Genomic DNA, 22,938 nt, shown 5'->3' with positions numbered 1-22,938 from the left:
CATTCTCTCCAAACGAGAGGGCAGCACAGAAGCCAGAAAACTCCTGGAGTACTTGTTTATCAAATTTATACTTCCAGAATTATCCATATGCAAAAACAGATCAGGCGAAAGATAGCGACAGAATCAACAGCCGACACCATTGACTGTCGAGTATTTTGAATAGAAGTAACCCGCCACACCCAAACCTTTCAGTACCGACAACAAACCCTGCAATGTAAACCCGGCAGAGCGAGACACTAAAGATTCCTCAGCGACCAACACATCGGTAATTTCGCGATAAGTTTCAAACGAATTACAACTTAAAAAGTAACGCAAATACGGATCTTCAACCTTACCTATATCAGAGTCAATGGCACCAAACAGATCCATAAATCGATAAGTCTGCCACAACTCAAGTAACGCCTTCTCAAGTGCCTCAGCCTCTGTAGACGCATAAGACATACCTGCACAATAGTTTACGTTGTGATGGAGCCTGTTCTGGCCGTAGACGACCAGTATACAAACACCCGGAAATCTGAAATCTGAAATATCGAAGACTGAAAGCTTTCCTGCTGCAAGCAAAGCGTGATAAAGGTGTATAACACGCCGACCAACTAATGAGTTATCCACACGTAGAGGAGAAACCAAAGAACGACATTTTTTTGTTAGCCAAAACCTCAGAAGAAATTGCCGTTCAAGATACTCTTTTATCGCGCCTAAAAAAGCGACCTCTGAACGCCAATGAAAGCTGCACCCACAGGTATCTCTCTGGGGGCAAATAAACGTGTCAGTTTCAAGGCCCCGCGAGGAAAGGGAGAGACAAACAGTTGGAATAAAACAACTGGAAAAATCCGATACCCTTACCACCTCACTCACAAAAAATTGATAGCTTTCAAGCGCTGCAATAGAAATACCATTAGAAGCCGTTTGTACAAATGCACCTGTAAAGCTATCGACCTCCGCATTGGTGAGCGACTCATTAAGAACTCCCCGTTTTGTCGAAAGTATCTCTCTATAAAAATGACGACGTTCAAAATATTCTCCCACCGCGGTTTTGATCGAATTCGAACCGATCCCTACACCCGAACCTGTAGCTGACAGCGCATCGAAAACTTCTACAGAGCTTGGGAAATCGATTAATCCTGAAGGCTGAAATAGCATCGTCCCCGGTAGATCAGGTTTGTGCATTGGGTTAATTAACTTCATGTTTTCTACCTATAAAGTGAACACACATAGGAAAAAACAACGCTGGATTAAGCCCCAGCACCTTACAGACCATTGAATCCGTATAGGCAGACCATAAACGACACGCCAACCCTAGCGATTTCGCCTGGAGCTCCACCAGCATATAAATTGACCCTACCTCCATGAGCGCCATCCGATACCCGCGATACCTATATTTAAACAAGTTTTTCGGCATATAGACTACGTAAATAATGGCTAAACTCGGGCTGCCGATATTATTGGGCGACGCCAAAACAGCGGACTTTATTTTTTCTACATCATGCTCAACTTGCAACAATTCAAATCGCTTTGTTTTCGGAAGCAGATGCAAAATTTTTCCAGCCCCAGGCCACTGAGAATTATCGTCAGTAAGTGAGCAAATAAAAACCTCAACAGGATAAAGTGCTCCACCACTTGGATACCCTCTCTTGTATGACTCGCCATTTCTTGACAACAGCGGAAAAATCAAACTCCCAACTTCTGAAAACTTCAACCCCGAAGATAGGAAAAACTCACACGATTCATTTCTACACAACTTACTTTTTGGCGCCTCGTCCAGAAAATCAATCCCAGTTGTTAAATTCATATCCGGATAAAGAACCAGTTCATTGCCCGTTAATTGTGCGAGATGTTTCTCATCAAGAAAATGGAGAACTGTGCGATTCTCCAACGACTTATGGAAAGTAAAATTACCCTTGTTATGAAAATCAAGAACTTCATCATGCACAGAACCGTCTAAAAACCTGAGATAATAATCATGCGGGATGTTTTTCATGCCCCTTCACCCAAACAGTCACACATGTACCAGTGCGAAGCGGGCTCTTCATAAAGCTGACCATCACTCAGCTGGAGATATGAAACATACAGCACGTCATCCTGATATTTACGTGTGGTTCCAGGCTCAGTGAAAAATTTAATTTTTCTGATAATAGCCCCGACGACTATCAGCTCTTGATAGAAACTCAGCTCTTTAGAAGGAACACTAGCGTGCTTACCCTTGCAAAAGTTCAAGACACGCGCCCATTCATTTTTCACCGACACAATCGACGCACTATGAACCAGTCTATCGACATTGCAAAAATGGCAAGGGTTTCCGATCTCTGCAATATAGGGTTGGCCAATGCAAAAAAAACCACCCATGGGCCAACATACGGTAATCGCACTTTGCGGTGATGCTTTCGACATATCAAAATGAAGCTTTTTAACACTGGAATAGTCGTAGGCATAGCATATCAACACTATAAAATATTTGCCCCCACTGAGCGATGAAACTGTATCACTTGAAAAATTCCTTATTTCCAGCGCTGCGGACAACTCCTGCCTGAAAAGGTCTTCAAAATTTGTCCGACCTTTCCAATCATGTACTATAATTGTCTTTTCGAAGTACATTTCCTCGTTTGCTATCAGAGGTATGATCTTCTCCAAGAACTTAAATGCATCACAGGCATTCAAACCATTCTCACAAAAAACCTCGTCCAACTCTTCCCTTGTCATTACACTCGATAACTGTATCTGTCTAAGTGCTTGCAGCAGCGACTGCGAATGCACCTTGGAAATGCCTGCTTCAGAGATAACCAAGCTTTCCGTTTCAAAATTCAATATTTCATAATTAGGTATCGTTATATTCATCGCTCGGTCCCCATAGAGGTTTCCCATCGATGGCTGGAAAACCTCTTTTAGTTGGGCATAGATGACTTGGCCTACTCAATAGCAGGCGATTGCTCCGTTAAGGAATTGTGCCCACCACTTCCACCACTGCATCCCCCGCCGCCCCCACATCCACCGCTACCACCGCACCCCCCTTGGCTGCCTGACCCTCCAGCGTTGCCGCTATGTGATGTAAAACCAAACTCGTTATCAAAATCAAAAACAAACTCGCCAAACTCATCAACACTGTTCATTTTCTTTCTCCAGAGCATTAATATATAAGCTGTGTTTAAGTCGCCTATCAAAAGCAACAAAACTAATTTAGTCCTACTAAAAAAATATGCAAATCTCTCGTGGCGCAAACGTAGGAAAAGTCGCGCCAGGCAATAGGAAATATCCCTCAACAAAATCAGAAAACTAGCGATTGCGTACAACCGACAACAAGAAACCGACTTTCAATGCCTACTTATTATCCGTATAGAATTAATACGTTAGAAACTACCACTCTACAAACACCCTCCACCCCACATTAAAAAACCCATGCACAACAGAAGATGTTTTTTTCACAAAACAGGCAATCCATCCGATAAACGGTATTACTTTTCGCTCTAACCTGATTAACTTCAAACATCCGAGCTGTGCCAATTGCAACGCAACACATCGGACATGACCGAATGAGTCCGCAACAATCACTGCACACTCGGTGGTGTTGATTTGCGCAGTGATGCAACAGGATATTGAACGCCAGCAGTACGTGCCCGTAGGCAATACGGCTAGCGCTTTTCAAACACGGCATAACCGACATAAGCAAAATCCGACAACCGCCGTGCTTCGGAACCGGGGTAAGTGAAATGCTCACGCGTCAGGTAAGGCGCAGGAAGATCAGGAACGTCTTCCACCTTTCCGTCTATTTCGCCGTTACTGGCTGTGGAATGGGCGCCGCCTTGCTGGTCAATGAATTCAAGGACGTGTTCAGCATTCGCGGCACTGGCTGCGCGAACATCGGCGGGTAACCGGGGGTCGTTCCAGTCACCGCCTACGAGCACTTTGAAGGCGAGCCGTTCGTTCGCGTCGAGCACGTTATCAAGTGCCTTGAACAGGGGATTCACCGTGATTGCCTGCACCGAGCGTAGGTCACCTGTTGCGCGACCGTGGGGGGCAGGCTTTGGCCAGATGCCCCCGCGACCGCCCTCCCAGAGCACGCGGTAGCCTTGCTCGGCGAATTGAGTCAGGCGGTCCACCTCGGACGCAAAACCCTTTACACCCTGCACGTCCAGGCGCCCATCACCTGGGTAACTGCCTTTGACCCGGCGCAGGCAGGGGTCGTTGTCAATGTGGTGGATCACCCGCGCCAGGCGATACATGGCGTTGGCACGTGACACCGGGTCCGGGTTGGCGGCGGTAAAGTCGCCCACCTGTCGCTTTAAGTGGGTGATCAATCGGGTTTGGCGCTCACGCCTTTGCGGGTTCCAGCCAAAGGCGCGTGACATGATGCCCGTGCCCAGCATGGGGTTGTCCTTGTAGATCTGCGTTGCGCAGCGTTGATCATCCACCGGCCGTGTTTGCGCGCGCGTCGGCAGGCTGCAGGTGTCTGCCTCAGTGCGAGGGGCTGGCAACGTTGGTGCGCGCGTCTGTATGAAAGGCTGAAAGTGTCCAAGCGTTGGGGTCATGAGCTACGTTGTCCATCAAAATCCAACGGCGTCGAAACGCTGACACCGACGTTTCAGGCGAAACTGCACAGTGTGTTGGTGGTGACGGCACAAAAGGTTCCATCGGAACCTGCGGTTGATGGCGTTTGGTCATGGTTTGTAAAGGGCCAGCAAGGCGTGTCCCTTTTAATTGCAGGACGTTTCCTAGACAATCCCTGCCGCCTTGTGCCTGTTGGAATCGATGGCTAGTCTGCGACCCGTCACTGCTCATCAGTGATCGGGTTTAGTCGCCCGCTAACATCACGCGCACGGTCTTCCACCGATTTTCATGGTGGCTGTGCGTGGGGCGCCTTCGGGTGCGCCGGGTTTCGTGATGACCGGTCGACTAACCTGCGCACAGCCGCCACCCATTCGTTTAGTCGCGACGGGTGTCGACTCCTAATCATCACGGAGTTACACCATGAAAAAAGTCGTCCCCGACCCACCCCGCAACGCCAACAAAGACCGCGCCGCCTTCAATCGCGCCATCGACCATTACCTGCCTTCCAAAGGTGTTCAAATCGAAGATTTGAGCTTCGAAGATGCCCTGCTCTACACCGCCAGCTTGCTCGACAGCGCTTCAGCGACCGCGCTCAATTGCGGTGATCTGCTGGCCAGTCCCCAGCGGGCGAAGATTCTGGCGGTGTGGCACTTGCTGGAGGTGGCCAAGACCACGGTGGACCGCTCTATCGAATGCCTGAATCCTTCAAAACCGACTGCCTGACTGTGATCTAAAAGTATGCGAGCTGGCTTGCCTGCGATAGCCATAGGTATCACAACCGGTTAGGGCTGTTGTGGCGAGCAGGCTTGCCCTGCGTTGGGCTGCGAAGCGGCCCCAGTAAAGGCACTGCAGTTTTCCTGAAAGAACTCAGCGTCTGGGTTAGGGGCTGCTTCGCAGCCCAACGCAGGACAAGCCTGCTCGCCACAGGAGAAAGTGGCTGCCTTCAAAGGTTGTGTAGATACCCATGCTGCGATAGCGGTGTATCAGCAACAGAGGCGTTGCCTGAAATACCGCTATCGCGGCGATGCGGCGACCCGAAAAGCCCGGCTCCCACATAGTGATCGTTCCCACGCGTATGGGAACGATAAGACTTGCGGTTGATGGCGTTTGGTCATGGTTTGTAAAGGGCCAGCAAGGCGTGTCCCTTTTAATTGCAGGACGTTTCCTAGACAATCCCTGCCGCCTTGTGCCTGTTGGAATCGATGGCTAGTCTGCGATCCGTCACTGCTCATCAGTGATCGGGTTTAGTCGCCCGACCTTCCAACGCGTGCATGGTCCTCCATGAGGTTTTATGGTGGCTGTGCGCAGGGCACCTTCGGGTGCGCCGGAATTTTCGCGTTGGAGCCGGTCGACTAACCTGCGTACAGCCGCCACCCTCGTTTAGTCGCGAAGGGTGTTCGTCCCTTATCTAACGCGAAGGTACACCATGAAAAAAGTCGTCCCCGACCCACCCCGCAACGCCAACAAAGACCGCGCCGCCTTCAATCGCGCCATCGACCATTACCTGCCCTCCAAGGGTGTTCAAATCGAAGACCTGAGCTTCGAAGATGCCCTGCTCTACACCGCCAGCTTGCTCGACAGCGCTTCAGCGACCGCGCTCAATTGCGGTGATCTGCTGGCCAGCCCCCAGCGGGCGAAGATTCTGGCGGTGTGGCACTTGCTGGAGGTGGCCAAGACCACGGTGGACCGCTCTATCGAGTGCCTGACCCCCACCAAAACATCACTCTGAATAAACACGATTAACCCTGTGGGAGCGGCGGTGCGACGATTCGACTTGCTCGCGAATGCGGTGGGTCAGTCAACTTATCCGTAACTGATGCACCGCATTCGCGAGCAAGCCCGCTCCCACAGTTTTGACCGAGTAAGGTCTCAACAGCCTCCCACATTTGTCCGCATTTGGCCTTTTGAGATCGGTCCCACGGGTGGGCACGATCAGATTCGGCGGCGGCGGTTGAGTTGGGGGATGGCGGTTTGCGGCACTTCCACGCGCTGTACCTGGGCGGAGGTGCAGGCGGCCAATTGCGCCAACGTCGGCTGGTTGAACAGGGTGCGCGCATCCACTTCCAACCCAGCCTTGCGCATCCGCGCCACCAGGGTCACCGCCAGCAATGAATGCCCGCCCAGCTCGAAGAAGTGGTCGTGACGCCCTACCCGCTCAAGCTTCAACACGTCGGCCCAGATGCCCGCCATCAGGGTTTCCACCTCACCCAGCGGCGCCTCATACGCGCGACTCACCACCGCCTCCAACCCAGGCGCCGGCAGGGCCTTGCGGTCGAGCTTGCCTGCCGGGCTAAGCGGCCATTCATCTAGCTGCACAAACGCCGCCGGCACCATGTATTCAGGCAACTGTTCCAGCACATACGCACGCAAGGCTTCCAGGCCGGGCGCTTGCCCACGCAAGGTAAAGTACGCCACCAAACGCTCATCACGCATCAGCACCGCCACGTCCCGCAGCGCCGGGTGCGCGGCCAGGCGCGATTCGATTTCGCCCAGCTCCAGGCGCACGCCCCGCAGCTTGACCTGAAAGTCATTACGCCCCAGGTACTCAAGGTTGCCGTCGGGCAAGTAACGCACCAGATCACCGGTACGGTACAGCCGATCACCCGCCACAAACGGGCTGTCGATAAAGCGCTCGGCGGTCATCTGCTCCAGCCCCAGGTAACCCCGCGCAACGCCGACGCCGCCGATGTGCAGTTGGCCGCTGACGCCCATGGGCACCGGCGTGTCATGTTGATCCAGCACATACAGGCGGGTGTTGTTGATCGCCCGACCAATCGGCAGTTGCACGGCCGGCACGGCGGCGCCGGGTTCCAGGGTCCAGGCGCTGCTGTCCACCGTGGCTTCGGTGGGGCCGTAGACGTTATGCAAGCGCACGTTGGGCAGCCGCGCCTGCACGCCCCGGGCCAGGGCTTCCGTGAGTTCTCCGCCGCCGCACAGCACGTCGGTGAGGCTGGTGCACAGCACCGATTCTTCCAGCTCCAGAAACAGCTGCAACATCGCCGGCACAAACTGGATCACGCTGATCTGTTGCTCACGGATCACCTGGGCCAGGTACGCCGGTTCACGGTGCCCATCGGGCCGTGCGAGCACCAGGCGCATGCCATTGGTCAGCGGCCAGAACAGCTCCCACACCGAGCCATCGAAGCTGAACGGCGCACGTTGCAACAAGGCGCCGCCCTGGGCATGCGGGCACAGCCGGGAGCCCCAGTGCATGAGGTTGCTTAAGCCGCGATGCTCGATCATCACGCCTTTGGGCGTGCCGGTGGAGCCGGAGGTGTACATCACGTAGGCCAGGTTGGCGACGCTCAAACCGGGCACCAACGGGTTGCCGCCAGGCGCCTGGCCCCAGGCGCAGCGGTCGAAGTCGATCACGGGTATCGACACCTCGCCGGGCAAGTCACGGGTGGCCGCGTGCACCAGTAACGCCACGGGCTGGCTGTCGCTGAGCATGTAGGCCAGGCGTTCGCGCGGATAGCCCGGGTCCAGCGGCACATAGGCGCCACCCGCCTTGAGGATCGCCAGCAACCCCACCACCAGCTCCAGCCCGCGCTCGACGCACAGCGCCACACGGGAATCCGGCTGGACGCCGCGCTCGCGCAGGTAAAAGGCCAACTGGTTGGCACGCTCGTTGAGTTCGCGGTAGGTCAACTGCCGTTCGCCAGCCTGCACCGCAATGGCATTGGGGATCTGCCGCGCATGGGCTTCGAACAGGGCTTGGACGGTGAGGTTTTCGGGGTAGTCGGTGTGGGTCGCATTAAAGTCCAGCAACAGCGTTTTCAGTTCACTGGCCGGCAGCACCTGTACCTCGCGCAGCGGTGTGGTCGGCGCCTGTTCAAGGGCCTCGGCCAGGCCATGCAACACCGTCTCGAGATAATCCAGCAACCGCTCGGCACCGACCTTGCGCGGCGCCTTGGCCGTGAGGCGAAAGCCGCTGGCGACATCGTCGACCGTGAGCATCAGCGGGTAGCTGAGGATGTCTTCGCTGCTGAGCAGGGCAATGCCCGGCACCAGGTTCAAATCGCGATCGGCCGCCGTGTGCCGATAGTTGAGCAGGCTGTTGAACAGCGGCGATGCCCCGCTGCAACGCTGGGCCAGGGCCAGGGAGGCCTGTTCATGGGCGACCAGGGCGCTCAGTTGCGCATGGGTGTCTGCCAGCGCAGCGACCACGCTTTGCCCGGCCAGGCACACGCGCAGCGGCAAGGTGTTGATGAACATGCCCAGGGCTCGGTCAGCGCCCTCGCCGGCTTGTAAACGGCCGAGCAACACGGTGCCGAACACCACATCATCGCGGCCCGCCACCCGGCTGAGTACCTGGGCCCAGGCCAGGTGAAACAGGCTGGCGGCACTGACCCCCCGCGCTCGCGCTTGAGCGCGCAGGCGCAGGTTGAGGGCGTCGGTCAGGGGCCGTTCGGCCGCGTCGATGTCGGCGCGATTGGCTTGGCGCTCCTGCAAACCGTACGCCAGGGTCGGCTCGTCAACGTCTGCCAGGCGCTCGCGAAAGAACGCCTCATGGGCCGCCTGGCGCGCTGCCGAACGGGTCTGCGCGACCACGTTGCGGTAAGGCACCGGCGCCGGCAATTGCGCCTGCTGGCCCAGCAGGTGGGCGCGAATCTCATCCACCAGTACGGTGGTCGAGGTGGCGTCATTGACCAGGTGATGGAAGCGCAACTTGGCGACCCAGCGCTGGTTGTGCGGCTCCTCGGCGTAATCCAGCGCCATCAACGGCGCCTGGCGCAAATCCAGCGGTGCGTGCTGATCGTGCAGCGGCCCAACGCGCAACTGCGCCTGGCGCCACACCACTTGCATCGGCTGTTCCAGCGCATCCCACACCAGGCTGGTGCGCAGGATATCGTGACGGTTGATCATTTGCTGCAACGCCTGGGCAAACGCCTCCACCTGTTCGCGACGGGCAAAACTGAACAGCGCATGCTGCTGGTAGGGGTCGCGCTCATCCGTGAGGTGGTGGTACAGCAAGCCCTCCTGCAACGGCGCCAGCGGGTAGATTTCCTGCACATTGGCCGCGCCTCCGGGGATGCCGGCGACGATACGATCCAGGCTCGGCTGGTCGAGTTCGGCGAGTGCGAGCATGTCCGGCGTGATGTGGCTGCAACCTGGCGCAATACGATTGCCCGGCACCTGGACGTCGCTGCCGCCACTGACCGCCGCCAGCGCGGCGAGCGTCGGCTGGCCGAACAACACCTGCACATCGGCATGCAAGCCAACCTGGCGCATGCGCTGCACCAACTGCACCGCCAACAGCGAATGGCCGCCCAGTTCGAAGAAATGGTCATGGCGCCCCACTTGCTGCACCTGCAATAACTCAGCCCAGATCCGCGCCAGAAGGGTTTCCGCGCCTTCGTACGGTGCCTCGAACTGACGCGTGACAAAGGCTTGCTGCGTGGGCGCGGGAAGTGCCTTGCGGTCGAGCTTGCCGTTGGCGGTCAGTGGCATCGCGTGCAACTGCACATAGGCCGCCGGCAGCATGTAATCGGGTAGCGAAGCGTGCAGATGAGCGCGCAACGCTTCGATTTCGACGCTGTGCCGGGCGACAAACCAGGCCAGCAGTTGGCCTTCGCGACACTGCGCCACGGCCTCCTGGACCGCCGGATGGCTGGCCAGCGCGGATTCGATTTCCCCCAACTCGATACGCACGCCACGGATTTTTACCTGGTCGTCATTACGGCCCAGGTACTCAAGGTTGCCCTCGGGCAGCCAGCGCGCCAAATCGCCGGTGCGGTACATCCGGCCCGCGTTGAACGGGTCATTCACAAAGCGCTCGGCGCTCAGTTCAGGCTGGTTCAGGTAACCCCGCGCCACACCTTTGCCGCCGATATACAGCTCCCCCGCCACGCCAATCGGCACCGGGCGCTGCTGTTCATCGAGCAAGTACACCGTGGCATTGTCGATCGGCGCGCCGATGTGCAGCGCCTGGCCCGCCTCGACACGCCCGGAAGTCGCGACCACCGTGGCTTCGGTGGGGCCGTAGTTGTTGATCACGTCATAGGTTTGCGCGCGGCTGAAGCTGCGCAGGCGGTCGCCGCCGATCAGCAGGGTGTGCAAGGTCGGGTGTTGCAGGCGCTGGCTGAAGGCATACTCGGCCACCGGGGTCGGCAAAAAGCACACGTCCAACGGCTGCGCCCGCCACCAGTTGAGCAACGCGTCAATGTCCTGGGCGTCATCCTGGGTCGGCGCCAGGTGCAAGGTCGCGCCCACGCACAACGCCGGCCAGACTTCCCAGGCCATCGCGTCAAAACCGAAGCCGGCCACGCTGGCCGTATGGCTGCCCGCGTGCAGGTTGAAGGCGCGGCAGTGCCAGTCCACCAGGTTCGACACGGTGTGGTGCTCGACCATCACGCCTTTGGGCAAACCAGTGGAGCCTGAGGTGTAGATCACATACGCCAGGTTCGACGGCGTGACCGCCACCGGTGGGCTGTCGTTGCGGCCATGGGTCGGCAGGTCCAGGCGGATTATCGGCACGTCGAGCATCGGCAGGCGCGCCAGCAAGTCGTGCTGGGTCAGTACCACCACCGGGGCACTGTCGTGCAGCAGGTAGTTCAGGCGCTCGGCCGGATGGGCCGGGTCCACCGGCACGTAACAGGCGCCGGACTTGAGGATCGCCAGCAACCCGGCCACGGTGTCCAGCCCGCGCCGCGCCACAATCGCCACGCGGTCATCCGGCTGCACGCCATGTTCGAGCAGTTGGTGGGCCAGGGCATTGGCCTGTTGATCGAGCTGGGCGTAGGTCAATTGCCGGCCCAGATGCGCCACCGCGATGGCGTCGGGCGTGCGCACCGCTTGCGCCTCGATGCGCCGATGCAGGGTTTGTGGGCTGGCAGGCGCGTGTGCGGTGGCATTCCATTGCTGCAACCGGGCCTGCTCGGCCGGCGTCACCAACGTGAATTCAGCCAGCGTCAACGCGGTATTGGCCAACCCCTGCTCCAGCAGCCAGGTAAAGCGCTGCGCCAGCGCCTGCACCTCGTCGTGACGGAACCAGGCCTCGTTGTACACGCAGTGCAGGCAAGCGGTGTCCTGGTAACGGTTGCTGCGCAGGTGAAAGGCAATCGGCAGTGGCTCGTGGTGGTTGGAGACCTTGATCGCGCGGGCCTGGACCTGGCCGAAGCGCAGGTCGTGATCGTCCTGCTCAAAGGACACCGACAAATCAAACAACTGGCCGCGATCGGTACGGCGCAGGCCCAGCTCACGGTTCATCTCGCTCAGGGGAAAACGCTGGTGGCGAAAATCCTGCTTGAGCTGGTCACGCACACCGCGCACCAGCGCGCTGAACGGCAAGTGCGCGGCGAACTGAAAGCGCACCGCACTGACCTGAGTGAACAAGCCCACGGTGGAACGAAAATGTGCGTTGGAACGGTTGAGGATCGGCAGCCCCACCACCCATTCATCACGCTGGCTGGTGCGGGTGAAATACACGTAAAGCGCCGCCAGCAGCACATGGAAAGCCGAGGCCTGGTAACGGTTGGCGACTTGTTCCATGCGATTGAGCAACGTCACAGGAAACGCTTCCACCCAGGTGTTGCTCGGCGCTGGGGCGTTGTGGCGCGGCGTCAGTAACGGCTCGGGCAACACCTGGTATTTGTCCAGCCAGTAAGCGCGATCCCGGGCGTAACGGGCCGACTCCTGGTAACGCTGGTCGGTGTCGATAAAGTCGATATACGACGGTGCGTACGACTCCGGTTGCCGCCCCTGCTCAAGGTCGGTGTACAGGCGGGCCAGGGATTGCAGCATCTGGCCAAAACCCCAGCCGTCGAGAATCAGGTGATGGGCCTGGGTGCCGAGGCGGTAGTGATCGTCATCGAGCTTGACCAGGAAAAACCGGAACAGCGGTTCGCCACTCATTGCATAGGGCCGGGCCATTTGCGCCTGCATCAGCGCGTGGCTTGCCGCCTGTGGGTCTTGCAGCGCACAGAAGTCGTGCCGTGGTACCTGCACCGTCAGCGCAGCGTCGAAGGTCTGTCGCGGCAAGCCGTCGGCATCACTGTGCAGTTGGGTGCGCAAGGCATCGTGCTTGGCCACCAGCAACTCGACGGCGCGCTGGACCAGTTCCGGCACCAAGGGGCCGGCAAAATCGACATAGCCGCCGATGTTGTACAACGGTGAGTCGCCCGTTCGCAGTTGGTCGAGCCAGATGTCCTGCTGGGCGGCAGTCAGGGGGAAGCTTGGGGAATGCTTCATAAGATCCTTCTCAATAGGAGTCAGGCACGGCCGCGAACGGGCCCATTTCGCCAAAATTGCCGGATTTGAGCATGCAGGTCCGAGGGTGTCTGTCACCCGAAACCCGGACATTCAAATGAGTGGAAACGGGCTTGGCTGATGGTTGACGGCTGAAACGATTAAAGCGCTGTAGGAAATTGGCTACATCTGGTCGTAGTCAGTTTTTTCGGAAAGGTGCGGATAATTTATTTTTACTTTAAATATCAGCTAGTTAAATAAATCTAATGTTTAGCATCGGCTTTTCGTAGGCGGAAAACCCTGTGTGAAACGTCGAATTAGTGACGCGGTTTTTATGGCAGCTTGTGTCCCTCGTTTCCGCTACATACGTAGGATAAATCGCTATGGCTAAATGAAATCTCGAACGCCGAATGACGTTAAAGAAACGTCACGTTCAAGGATTACGGGCCGCCCCACACAGACCCAGGTCGCCCGTTGACGGTTTTCGACATCAAGGATGAGATGGCTATGAGTCTGACTTCGAGTATTGACGGCACCCACAGCCCGCAGTTCTACGCCGAAATGGGCGAATTGATTTCAAACAGCGGCCAGGAAACTTTCGCCGCCAACATGCTGCATCTGGTGGATAAATGGGTACCGATCCATTTGGTCGACCTGAGTGAATGGACCCTCGACGAACTGCGTGACAGCGCGGTCGATATCCAGCTGCTGGGCAGCGCCGGGTTGAAAAAACACCTGCCGGCGCCCCAGCCCGTGCATGCGCTGAATGACCACCCGCTGCTGCGGGAAATGCTGCGCATGCAAGACCCGTTGCTGATCCAGATGAGGGCCAAGGCCAACAGCGCTCACCCGCGCGGTACCTCGCACCAGTGCAACCTGGTGTCGCGCCAGGGCAATCGACGCTGCGTGATTTCGTTCTACCGCCCGCCGACCCAACAAGGCTTTTCCCTGGCAGAACTGTCGTTTCTCAAGTGCTTGTCGGACACCCTGTTGCCGTTGATGGAACGGCATGCGCAGATTTTGCGCCAGGCGCCCCACAGCCAGGCCGAGCCGGCCCACAGCCAGCTGGAACAGTCACACTTGCAGCGCGAGTTCTACAAACGTCTGTCCCTCAGCGATATCACCCTTTCGGCGCGTGAGCAGGAGGTGTGCCTGGGCCTGTTGACCGGCGGCACCGTGCCGCAAATGGCGGAAAAACTCAGTGTAAAAAACAGCTCGATCGAAACCTACCTCAAGCGCGCCGCCGCCAAGCTCGGCGTGAGTGGGCGCCATGGCCTGGCCAAGTGGATGGTTGGCGCCTGATGAAAAAAGTCACTCTCACCACCGTTGGCATGGCCTGGATGCTCGGCGGTTGCTCGCTGATCCCCGAGTACCAGCGGCCCGCCGCGCCCGTGCCGGTGCAGTACCCACAGGGCGGGGCCTACAGCCTGGCGCAGGCCGGCGCTGTGGCGGTTAAACCGGACTGGCAGCAGCTGTTTCACGACCCGGCGCTGCAACAGCTGATTGGCGCAGCGCTGGCCAATAACCGCGACTTGCGGGTCGCGGCGCTGAATGTGCAGGCGTTTCAGGCGCAGTACCGCATCCAGCGGGCGGACCTGTTCCCGGCGATATCGGCCAGCGGCGCCGGCAAGCGCCAGAAAGTACCGGGCGCTCTGACCGGCACCGGCAAGTCGGCAATCACCTCCAACTATTCGGCCACCTTGGGCCTGAGCGCCTATGAGCTGGACCTGTTCGGGCGCGTGCGCAGCCTCAGCGAGCAGGCGATGCTCACGTATCTGGGCACCGAAGAGGCACGGCGCAGCGCGCAACTGAGCCTGGTGGCCAACGTCGCCAATGCCTACCTGACCTGGCGCGCCGATCAGGAGCTGCTGACCCTGGCGCAGCAGACCCTGGCCGCCAACGACCACAGCTGGCAGCTCACCCGCCGCAGCAAAACCGCAGGCAAGGCCTCGGCACTGGACGTGGTGCAAGCCCGCACGGCGGTAGAAAGCACTCGCGCCAGCGTGGCGCGCTATGAGCGCCAGGTCGCCCAGGACGTAAACAACCTCGCCCTGCTGGTGGGCGGCCCGGTGGATGAGAATCTGCCGTCGCGCCCTCTGGCCGATGACCTGGTGGCCCGCGTGCCTGCGGGCTTGCCCTCCGACCTGCTGCAACGGCGCCCGGATATCCTCCAGGCCGAATACCAGCTGCAAGCCGCCAACGCCAATATCGGCGCGGCGCGGGCGGCGTTTTTCCCGTCGGTGACGCTCACCGCCAACGCCGGCAGCACCAGCAAGGAGTTGTCGGGCTTGTTCAAAGGCGGCGCGGGCACCTGGACCTTCCAGCCGCAAATCAACCTGCCGATTTTCAACGCCGGCAGCCTGCGCGCCAGCCTCGACTACGCCAAACTGCAGAAAGACATTACGGTGGCGCAGTACGAAAAATCGATCCAGACGGCGTTTCAGGAAGTCGCCGACGGCCTCGCCGCCCGGCAAACCTTTAACGACCAGCTGGACGCGCAACGGGATTTCGTCGCCGCCAACCAGGCCTATTACGACTTGGCCCAGCACCGTTACCGCAGCGGCGTGGACAGCAACCTGACGTTCCTGGATGCACAGCGTTCGTTATTCAGTTCGCAGCAGGCGCTGATCGTCGATCGGTTGGCGCAACTGGTCGCGGAGGTCAACCTGTACACGGCACTGGGCGGCGCCTGGAGCGTCAACCCAAGCCCGACCGCCGCAGCCGCTATTCCCCCGGTGGCACCTGCGCATAACGAAGGAAAGCCTGGCTGAAATACGCTGCCGTTGTTCGGGTTTGGTCAAATCACCGCTTCCGCCTCAATCTCGATCAACCACTCAGGCAACGACAGCCCGCTGACGATAATCCACGAAGACGGCGGCGGGTTGTGCGGGAAGCGCTCACGCAGCGCCTGGGCTATGGGCTCCTGCTGCTCACGGGCGGACTCGACGATGTACAGACGCAGCATGATCACATCGGCCAGATTGCCGCCGACCTCAGCCAGCACCTTTTCGATATTGTCCAAGGCGGTGGTGGTCTGCTCGGCGATGCCTGGGCCGACGGTACGCTCCTCGGCGTCCACCCCCACTTGCCCGGAGAGCATGATGCGCCGGCCTGGCGGCACTTCGAGGGCCTGGCTGAAGCCGTATTGCAGGGAGTTGAACACGGAGGTGGGATTGATGACTTTGCGTTGCATGACATGTCCTTGTTGTCGGTAGGCAAACAAAGCTAACCCAAGGATGCTGCTCAATCTGGTAGTTCAACATCCAGCAACATTTTGGCGGACTGCTCATTCCCACGTGCGTGGGAACGATCAGTTCTGCCAGCGCAACGCCAATGCTGCCGGACGGCGTATGACCTGCTCCACCGTCACCGTCCACAAGCGCTGCGCCCCCTCGAAACGGGCGACCTCGGGCCCCTCAAGCATCAGCGAAGTACGCCCGGCAACCTGCAACACATCGCCCGACTCGAAATCGATAAACAGCAAACCCGCCACCGGGTTGAGCTGCAAATTGCCCAAGGTATTGAAGAACAGGTTGCCGGCAAAATCCGGGATGGTCAGCACGTTGCCTTCAACCCGCACAAACCCGGTATTGCCGCCTCTGTGTGAAACGTCCACCGAGCGTGCGCCGTCCACGTCGGCGTAACTGGCGACGAAGAAGGTGTCGGCCCTGCGGATCAGTGTTCGGGCCGCAGCGTCAAGGCCGTTGAGGCGCTCGACCGTGGTGCCGGGCTTGCGAGCAATGCCGTCGACAGGGCGCAGCTGGATGTATTTGGGGCAGTTGCCATAGGTGTGCACCACGTCGACCGAAAAACCTTCGTGGTCCAAACCACCGATGCGGCCGTTCATGCGGTTACGGCGCCGGGTATTCAGGTCAATGCCGAGCAAGCCTACGCTGGCGCCGGTGTGCAAGGCGGCAAGCGCCGGGTCGCTTTTGGACGGCAAGCTGTCGACCTGCAAGGTGTGTGGGTCGGGTGAATGTGCAAAGCCCGGCGCGCCTTCAAGCATGGTCGCCCAGGGAATGCCCTGGGCATCCACCCCGCCGAGTATCAGGTAGGGCAATAGCGGGTAAAAGTCCCGATGCTGCTCCGGCAAGTGATCGCGGATCACCTTCAGCCCGACCACGGCCATACGCTCAGCCGCGCCGGCGCTTGCTTGCAGGTGCCGTTCGCCGGCGTGCCAGGGAGATTGTTCGACTGGGTTCATGGTGAGCACCTCAGGTTGGATGTGCCCATGCTGCGCCCTGCCTGCCAAGGTGAGAATGCCCACACTGGGCAATCCACTATTTCACCGACTGAAATGCCGGATGCTCACGCAGCGCCGCCACACAGTGGTCGACAAAACTGCGCACACGCATCGGCGCGTTGCGGCCCTCGCGGTACACCACATGCACCGGCAACGGCGGCGGTTCAAAGTCACGCAACACACGGCGCAACTCGCCGCCCAGCAGGTGCTGGTGAACCGGGTAACTCAGGCAACGAATCACCCCCGCTCCCTGCACCGCCGCGTTGATTTCACCTTGCGCGGTGGTGCAGCTCAAGCGCGCACGGGCCTTGAGCTGCAAGCCTTGAAAATCCCAGGCCACCGGGTCGGCACCGGCAATCAGCCGGTGCTGTTTAAGCTCACCCGGATGCCGGGGTTCGCCATGGGCGGCGAGGTAATCGGGGCTGGCACACAGGATATGCCGCACCTGCCCCACCGGCCGGGCGATCAGCGATGAGTTGGGCAATTCGCCGACCAGAATCGCCACATCCAGACCTTCTTCGTGCAGGTTCGGGTAGTGGTCGTGGTAGCGCGCCACCAGGCGCACGTCGGGGTAACTGTCCATGTAGCTGGCCAATATCGGCGCCATCACATAACGGCTGAACAGAAACGGCAAGAACACCTGCAAGTTGCCCTGGGCCTGCACGTGCAAGCCTTTGGCCGAAGCCTCGGCGGTATCGACGGCTGCCAGCAACCGCACACAGTCAGCCAGATAGGCACTGCCCGCTGCGGTCAGGCTCACGCCGCGTGTGCTGCGTTGCAGTAACGGCACCCGCAGGCGGGCTTCCAGGCGCGCGACCGCGCGGATCAGGGTCGGCCCGGAGACTTGGGCCTGGCGCGCCGCCGAAGCCAGGCTGGGCTGATCGGCCAGCGCGGCAAACAGCTGCATGTCGCGATAGCGTTGCATCAGCCGCGCCGCTTCATCGCCGGGTTCAGGGCAGCGTCCTGCCCGAGGCGATGGGTGAGGAAGTCCACAAAGGTGTGGACCTTGGCCGGCACACGGGCGCTTTTCTGGAACACCACCTGGATCGGCAGCGGAGGCGGTTCAAAAGCCTCCAGCACAACCTCCAACTCCGCCGCCGCCACTGCGGCCGCCACCTGATAAGACAACACCCGCGTCATGCCCCAGCCGAGGCGCGCCAGGTTGATCGCCGCATTATTCGCCGTAACCACCAGACGCGGCTCGATAGCCACCGTCAATGGCCGCCCGGCGTCGATGAAGGCCCATTCACTCACCAGTTGGCTGGATGAAGACGTGACGATCCTGGCCTCACGCAATTGCTCGGGCCGCTGCGGCCGACCGTGCTGGTCGAGGTAACCGGGCGATGCACACACCACTCGGCGCACTTCCCCGACCTTTATCGCCTGCTGCCCCGGCGCCTGCAGATGGCCGATACGCACGGCCACATCGACGCCTTCGTCGGTCATGTTGACCACGCGGTCGACCAGCAAGGCGTTGATGTTCACCAAGGGAAAGCGGTCCAGGTAATCCCCCAGCACCGGCGCCACATACAACTCGCCGAACAGCACCGGCGCGGTCACTGTGAGGTGGCCACCGGGGATGGCGTAGCTGCCCGCCGCCGCTTCCTCGGCCTCATCGAGCTCGGCGAGGATACGGCGGCAATCTTCCAGGTAACGCTGGCCGGCCTCGGTCAGGTGCAGGCTGCGGGTGGTGCGTGCCAGTAACTGCGTGCCGATACGTTTCTCCATGGCGGCAATCGCTCGGGTCACGCTGGGCGGCGAGGTGTTCAGGCGCCGCGCAGCTGCGGCGAACCCCTCCTCCTCGGCCACCGCCAGAAACACTTGCATCTCATGAAATCGATCCATCGGCATGCCTTCTCATTCGCTGAAAACCACTCACCTGTGGCGAGGGCGCTTGCTCCCGCTGGGGCGCGCAGCGGCCCTCAAAAAACCGACCGCGTATTGCCTGAATCAATGCGCTGCCCTTGATGGGGCTGCTGCGCAGCCCAGCGGGAGCAAGCGCCCTCGCCACAGGGGGTTGACGTTACTTTGTTTGCAGGCCTACGGCACTGCGCGGCATGCCGACAAACCCCGGCAGTGCCTCGATGCTGGCAAGCCAGGCACGTACATGAGGGTAGTCGGCCAGCGACACATTGCCTTCCGGGGCATGGGCCACGTAGGTGTAGAACGCCACATCGGCAATGCTCGGCCGCTCGCCGACCAAAAAGCGGCTTTGGCTCAGTTGTTCCTCCACCCGCTTGAGCAGCGCATGGGAACGGCTGATGGCCGTGACGGTATCGACTTCGGCACCAAACACCAGCGCCAGCCGCGCAGCAGCGGGCCCGGCGTGCAATGGGCCGGCAGCCGCCGACAGCCAGCGCTGCACGCGAGCCTGGCCGACGGGGTCGCTCGGCAGCCATTGGCCGCGGCCATATTGGTTGGCGAGGTACAGCAGAATCGCGTTGGAGTCGGCCAACACCGTGCCGTTATCGTCTATCACCGGCACCTGGCCGAAGCAGTTGAGGTTGGCAATAAAGTCCGGCGCTTTCTGCGCGCCCTGCTTGAGGTCGACCAGGATAAATTCACTGGGCAACCCCAGCAGCGACAACATCAGCTCGACCCGGTGGGAATGGCCGGACAAGGGGAAACCATAAAGCTTGATCGCAGGCTGGGACATGAGAGGCTCCAAAGTGGGGGGGTTGACGCCACGCATACTCCAACGCTGCCCGGAACGATGGAATCACCAGACTTTACAATCGAGCATTTCACTCAATGAAACAATCACTCGCCAAACAATTCCACGATCAGGTTGAACAAGGTGGTCTTCACTGCACTGTCCAAGTCGGTCCAGGCCAACCCGGTGCTCGCCTCAAACCCGCCCAATTGCAAAGGCCGCGACACGCAATTGACCGGTAACGCCCGCGCCGCCTGCTGCGGCAATACGCCAATGCCCAACCCGGCGGAGACCAGCGCAAGCATGGTGGTGAACTCGCCCAGTTCGCTGGCGATGTCCAGGGGCATGCCGACTGCCTGGATAAACTCATCGTAGAACCCCGGCGCGTAACGCCTGGCGAGGATATACACCGGCAACGCGAGCAGGTCGGCAGGCTGGATGGATTCCAGGGCCGCCAAAGGGTGATCCATCGGCAGCGCCACGCAAAAACTTTCACGCAATACCGCCCGGGTCTGCACGCCGGGGTGGGCGGCCGGCAGGCGCATCAGGCCGAAATCCAGTTGGCCATTTTTTAACGCCGCAGCTTGATCGGGGCCGGGCATGTCCTTGAGTTCCAGTTCGATACGCGGGTAACGCTGGTGCACGGCACGGATCAGTTGCGGCAGCAATTGCGGGAGCACCGATGACACAAACCCCAGGCGCACCCGGCCGATTTCACCACGGTTGGACGCCCGCGCCGCCTCTGCCGCCCGAGCGGCCTGGTGCAAGGTGGCCTGGGCTTCAGGCAGGAACGCACGGCCCGCGTCGGTCAGTGTGACCGAGTGGCGGTTACGGTCCAGCAGGCGCACGCCCAGGCCGCTTTCCAGCACCTTGATTTGCATGCTCAACGCCGGCTGTACGATCGACAACTGCGCAGCCGCCCGGCCGAAATGCAACTCTTGGGCGAGCACCACGAAGGCGCGCAAGTGCTTTAACTCCATTAAATCATCTCAGTCATCAACAACGGTTATCACAAACAGTGATCACCCGATCACAAATGAAAATTGGACGCTGCCCCACGCCTGCGGTGAAGTAAGCCCAATTCATACACGATATGACGGGCCGTGGCCTATAACAATCCGAACAAGGCCCCCACGTATCTGCTGCTGGTCGCGCGGTTCACGATTATCGGATAGATATTGTTGATCACCCACTCTTAGGTCCATCCCTTTGTCGCCCTGGAGTTCATCATGCTGCTGTCGTTGGTAGTGTGAAGCGTTAGGAGAGGTAGCTCATGCAAAGCGTTCTAGACAACTTCCGCCTTGATGGCCGGCTGGCGCTGGTCACCGGCTCCAGTGCCGGTATCGGCCTGGCGATTGCCCGCGGCCTGGCCCAGGCCGGGGCCCAGGTGGTGCTCAACGGGCGCAACCACAGCACCTTGCGCGATGCGGCGGCGCTGCTGGCAGCCGAAGGGTTGACGGTGCACACCCAGGCGTTTGATGTAACCGACAGCGCGGCGATCCAGGCCGCCGTGGCGGATATCGAAGCGCACCTCGGCCCGCTGGAGATCCTGGTGAACAACGCCGGCATGCAACGGCGTGGGCCGCTGGAGGACTACAGCGAACTACACTGGCGCGAGTTGATCAGCACGAACCTGGACAGTGCCTTTCTGGTTGGCCAGGCCGTGGCGCGAGCGATGATCCCGCGCAAGCGCGGGCGCATTATCAATATCTGTTCGGTACAAAGTGAACTGGGCCGCCCCGGCATCGCGCCGTATGCGGCCAGCAAAGGCGCGTTGAAGATGCTCACCAAGGGCATGGCCATCGATTGGGGCCCCCATGGGTTGACGGTCAATGGCATCGGCCCCGGCTATTTCAAGACGGAGCTGAACGCCAACCTGGTGGCCAACCCCGAGTTCAGCGACTGGCTGGTGCAACGCACGCCGAGTCGCCGTTGGGGCGACGTGGCCGAACTGGCCGGTGCCGCCGTGTTCCTTGCCAGTGACGCTGCCAGCTTCGTCAACGGCCATATTCTGTACGTCGACGGTGGTATCACCGCGTCGCTGTAAACCGGAGAACTGTATGCACGCTATCGTTTGTCACGCCTCCAAAGACCTGCGGGTCGACCCCCAGGACGAACCGCAAACCCTCGCCCCCGATCAACTGCGTGTGCGCATCGCCCGTGGCGGCATCTGCGGCTCGGACCTGCATTACTACCAGCACGGCGGCTTCGGCACCGTGCGCCTGCGCGAGCCGATGGTGCTCGGCCATGAAGTGTCAGCGGTGATCGATGCCGTGGGTGCGGACGCCGGGTTGTTCAAGGTGGGCCAGCGCATCAGCGTATCGCCGTCGCGCCCGTGCGGCGGTTGCCGCTACTGCCATCAGGGCCTGCCGAATCATTGCCTGAACATGCGTTTCTACGGCAGTGCGATGCCGTTTCCGCATATTCAGGGCGCGTTTCGCCAGAGCCTGGTGATCGAGACACATCAGGCACATCGGCTGGCCGACCACGTGAGCCTGGCCGAAGGTGCGCTGGCCGAGCCGCTGTCGGTGGGTTTGCACGCGATTCAACGCGCCGGCGCGGTGTTCGGCAAACGCGTGTTGGTGACCGGTTGCGGCCCCATCGGCAACCTGTTGATCGGCAGCCTGCGCGCCGCCGGTGCCGGTGAAATCGTCGCCGTGGACCTGTCTGCCAGCGCCCTCGCCTGCGCCGAAAAAATGGGCGCCACGCGCACCCACAACATTGCCGACGGCGCGGATGCGCTCAAGCGCTACACCGCCGAAAAAGGCTATTTCGAGGTGATGTTCGAAGTCTCCGGCAGTGCCCAGGCCTTGCGCAATGGCCTGGAATGCATCGCGCCACGGGGTGTGCTGGTCACCGTCGGGCTGGGTGGCGATGTGTCGCTGCCGTTGAACCTGCTGGTAAGCCGCGAGATTGATTTGCGCGGTACTTTCCGTTTCCACAGCGAGTTTGCCCAGGCGGTGGATTTGCTCAATCGCGGGATCATCGATGTGAAGCCGGTGATCTCCCACACCGTGCCGTTTGAACAGGCGGTGCAGGCGTTTGAACTGGCGGCGGACAAGACCCAGGCGATGAAGGTGGTGCTGGATTTTGGTGTGACTGACTGAGCTTGATTCACCGTTGTCGCGGCCTTCGGGCAGGACGGGGTCCTGGAGCAATCCCCATCGCCCTGGTCTTACTCGGTCAACTGTGGGAGCTGGCTTGCCTGCGATGCAGGCACCTCGGTGTGTCAGGCACACCGAGTTGATGCCATCGCAGGCAAGCCAGCTCCCACAGTTGACCGAGTATGGCTCTGCTGTTGCTGTTGCTGTTGCTG

The 22,938-nt window shown here is 59.8% G+C and carries 17 protein-coding genes; 6 read left to right on the top strand and 11 right to left on the bottom strand.

Annotated elements, in window-relative coordinates:
• Nucleotides 1–123: 123 nt before the first annotated feature.
• From QF043_RS09285 to QF043_RS09270, 4 genes are all read right to left on the bottom strand, one after another.
• Nucleotides 124–1,185 (bottom strand): YcaO-like family protein, encoded by a 1,062-nt coding sequence (locus QF043_RS09285; protein WP_307418264.1) that lies wholly within the window; start codon nucleotides 1,183–1,185, stop codon nucleotides 124–126.
• Nucleotides 1,172–1,978 (bottom strand): SagB/ThcOx family dehydrogenase, encoded by an 807-nt coding sequence (locus QF043_RS09280; RefSeq protein WP_307418263.1) that lies wholly within the window; start codon nucleotides 1,976–1,978, stop codon nucleotides 1,172–1,174. Before QF043_RS09280 ends, QF043_RS09285 begins: the two co-directional genes overlap by 14 nt.
• Nucleotides 1,975–2,832, bottom strand: a complete 858-nt coding sequence (locus QF043_RS09275) for an McbB family protein (RefSeq protein ID WP_307418262.1) — start codon at nucleotides 2,830–2,832, stop codon at nucleotides 1,975–1,977. Before QF043_RS09275 ends, QF043_RS09280 begins: the two co-directional genes overlap by 4 nt.
• Before the next feature lie 791 nt (nucleotides 2,833–3,623).
• A complete protein-coding gene (locus tag QF043_RS09270; RefSeq protein ID WP_307418261.1) occupies nucleotides 3,624–4,466 on the bottom strand; it encodes a hypothetical protein in 843 nt (280 codons plus the stop codon).
• A gap of 493 nt (nucleotides 4,467–4,959) precedes the next feature.
• Between QF043_RS09270 and QF043_RS09265 the strand changes: the two genes are divergently transcribed.
• Together QF043_RS09265 and QF043_RS09260 are read left to right on the top strand one after the other, a co-directional pair.
• Nucleotides 4,960–5,262, top strand: a complete 303-nt coding sequence (locus QF043_RS09265; protein WP_307418260.1) for a DUF6124 family protein — start codon at nucleotides 4,960–4,962, stop codon at nucleotides 5,260–5,262.
• 703 nt (nucleotides 5,263–5,965) lie between these two features.
• Complete coding sequence (locus tag QF043_RS09260) at nucleotides 5,966–6,268, top strand: DUF6124 family protein (protein WP_307418259.1); 303 nt, start codon at nucleotides 5,966–5,968, stop codon at nucleotides 6,266–6,268.
• Between the two features lie 203 nt (nucleotides 6,269–6,471).
• Here QF043_RS09260 and QF043_RS09255 read toward each other — a convergent pair whose 3' ends face one another.
• A complete protein-coding gene (locus QF043_RS09255) occupies nucleotides 6,472–12,729 on the bottom strand; it encodes a non-ribosomal peptide synthetase (protein ID WP_307418258.1) in 6,258 nt (2,085 codons plus the stop codon).
• A 504-nt stretch (nucleotides 12,730–13,233) separates the two neighbouring features.
• Here QF043_RS09255 and QF043_RS09250 point away from each other — a divergent pair.
• Together QF043_RS09250 and adeC are read left to right on the top strand one after the other, a co-directional pair.
• Entirely contained in the window at nucleotides 13,234–14,028 is a 795-nt protein-coding gene (locus QF043_RS09250; protein ID WP_307418257.1) for a helix-turn-helix transcriptional regulator, read from the top strand.
• The gene (gene adeC / locus QF043_RS09245) at nucleotides 14,028–15,497 is read left to right on the top strand and encodes an AdeC/AdeK/OprM family multidrug efflux complex outer membrane factor (RefSeq protein ID WP_307418256.1); all 1,470 of its coding nucleotides are present in this window, start codon (nucleotides 14,028–14,030) and stop codon (nucleotides 15,495–15,497) included. Before QF043_RS09250 ends, adeC begins: the two co-directional genes overlap by 1 nt.
• A 26-nt stretch (nucleotides 15,498–15,523) precedes the next feature.
• Here the strand turns inward: adeC and QF043_RS09240 are convergent, their stop codons facing one another.
• The 6 genes from QF043_RS09240 to QF043_RS09215 all read right to left on the bottom strand — a co-directional run bounded on the left by QF043_RS09240 (nucleotide 15,524) and on the right by QF043_RS09215 (nucleotide 20,602).
• On the bottom strand, nucleotides 15,524–15,919 hold the full coding sequence (locus QF043_RS09240) for a RidA family protein (protein ID WP_236373994.1): 396 nt from the start codon (nucleotides 15,917–15,919) through the stop codon (nucleotides 15,524–15,526).
• Nucleotides 15,920–16,036: 117 nt separating this feature from the next.
• Nucleotides 16,037–16,930 carry a pyridoxamine 5'-phosphate oxidase family protein gene (locus QF043_RS09235; RefSeq protein ID WP_307418255.1) on the bottom strand — a complete coding sequence of 298 codons (894 nt, stop codon included), beginning with the start codon at nucleotides 16,928–16,930 and terminating at the stop codon, nucleotides 16,037–16,039.
• Between the two features lie 76 nt (nucleotides 16,931–17,006).
• The gene (locus QF043_RS09230; protein ID WP_307418254.1) at nucleotides 17,007–17,894 is read right to left on the bottom strand and encodes a LysR family transcriptional regulator; all 888 of its coding nucleotides are present in this window, start codon (nucleotides 17,892–17,894) and stop codon (nucleotides 17,007–17,009) included.
• Nucleotides 17,894–18,814, bottom strand: a complete 921-nt coding sequence (locus QF043_RS09225; protein ID WP_307418253.1) for a LysR family transcriptional regulator — start codon at nucleotides 18,812–18,814, stop codon at nucleotides 17,894–17,896. Before QF043_RS09225 ends, QF043_RS09230 begins: the two co-directional genes overlap by 1 nt.
• Nucleotides 18,815–18,992: 178 nt before the next feature.
• Nucleotides 18,993–19,625, bottom strand: coding sequence for a glutathione S-transferase family protein (locus tag QF043_RS09220; protein WP_307418252.1), 633 nt, complete (start codon nucleotides 19,623–19,625; stop codon nucleotides 18,993–18,995).
• Between the two features lie 104 nt (nucleotides 19,626–19,729).
• Nucleotides 19,730–20,602 carry a LysR family transcriptional regulator gene (locus tag QF043_RS09215; RefSeq protein WP_307418251.1) on the bottom strand — a complete coding sequence of 291 codons (873 nt, stop codon included), beginning with the start codon at nucleotides 20,600–20,602 and terminating at the stop codon, nucleotides 19,730–19,732.
• A 293-nt stretch (nucleotides 20,603–20,895) separates the two neighbouring features.
• Between QF043_RS09215 and QF043_RS09210 the strand changes: the two genes are divergently transcribed.
• Both QF043_RS09210 and QF043_RS09205 read left to right on the top strand, forming a co-directional pair.
• Entirely contained in the window at nucleotides 20,896–21,669 is a 774-nt protein-coding gene (locus tag QF043_RS09210) for a glucose 1-dehydrogenase (protein WP_307418250.1), read from the top strand.
• Between the two features lie 13 nt (nucleotides 21,670–21,682).
• Nucleotides 21,683–22,729: an L-idonate 5-dehydrogenase gene (locus QF043_RS09205; protein WP_307418249.1), complete on the top strand. Its 1,047-nt coding sequence runs from the start codon at nucleotides 21,683–21,685 to the stop codon at nucleotides 22,727–22,729.
• Nucleotides 22,730–22,938: the final 209 nt, after the last annotated feature.

The organism is Pseudomonas sp. W3I7, from assembly GCF_030816095.1.
Classification (GTDB): Bacteria; Pseudomonadota; Gammaproteobacteria; order Pseudomonadales; family Pseudomonadaceae; genus Aquipseudomonas; species Aquipseudomonas salomonii.
The sequence above is the reverse complement of the archived record's forward strand: the minus strand, read 5'-3'. Positions and strand labels throughout refer to the sequence as shown.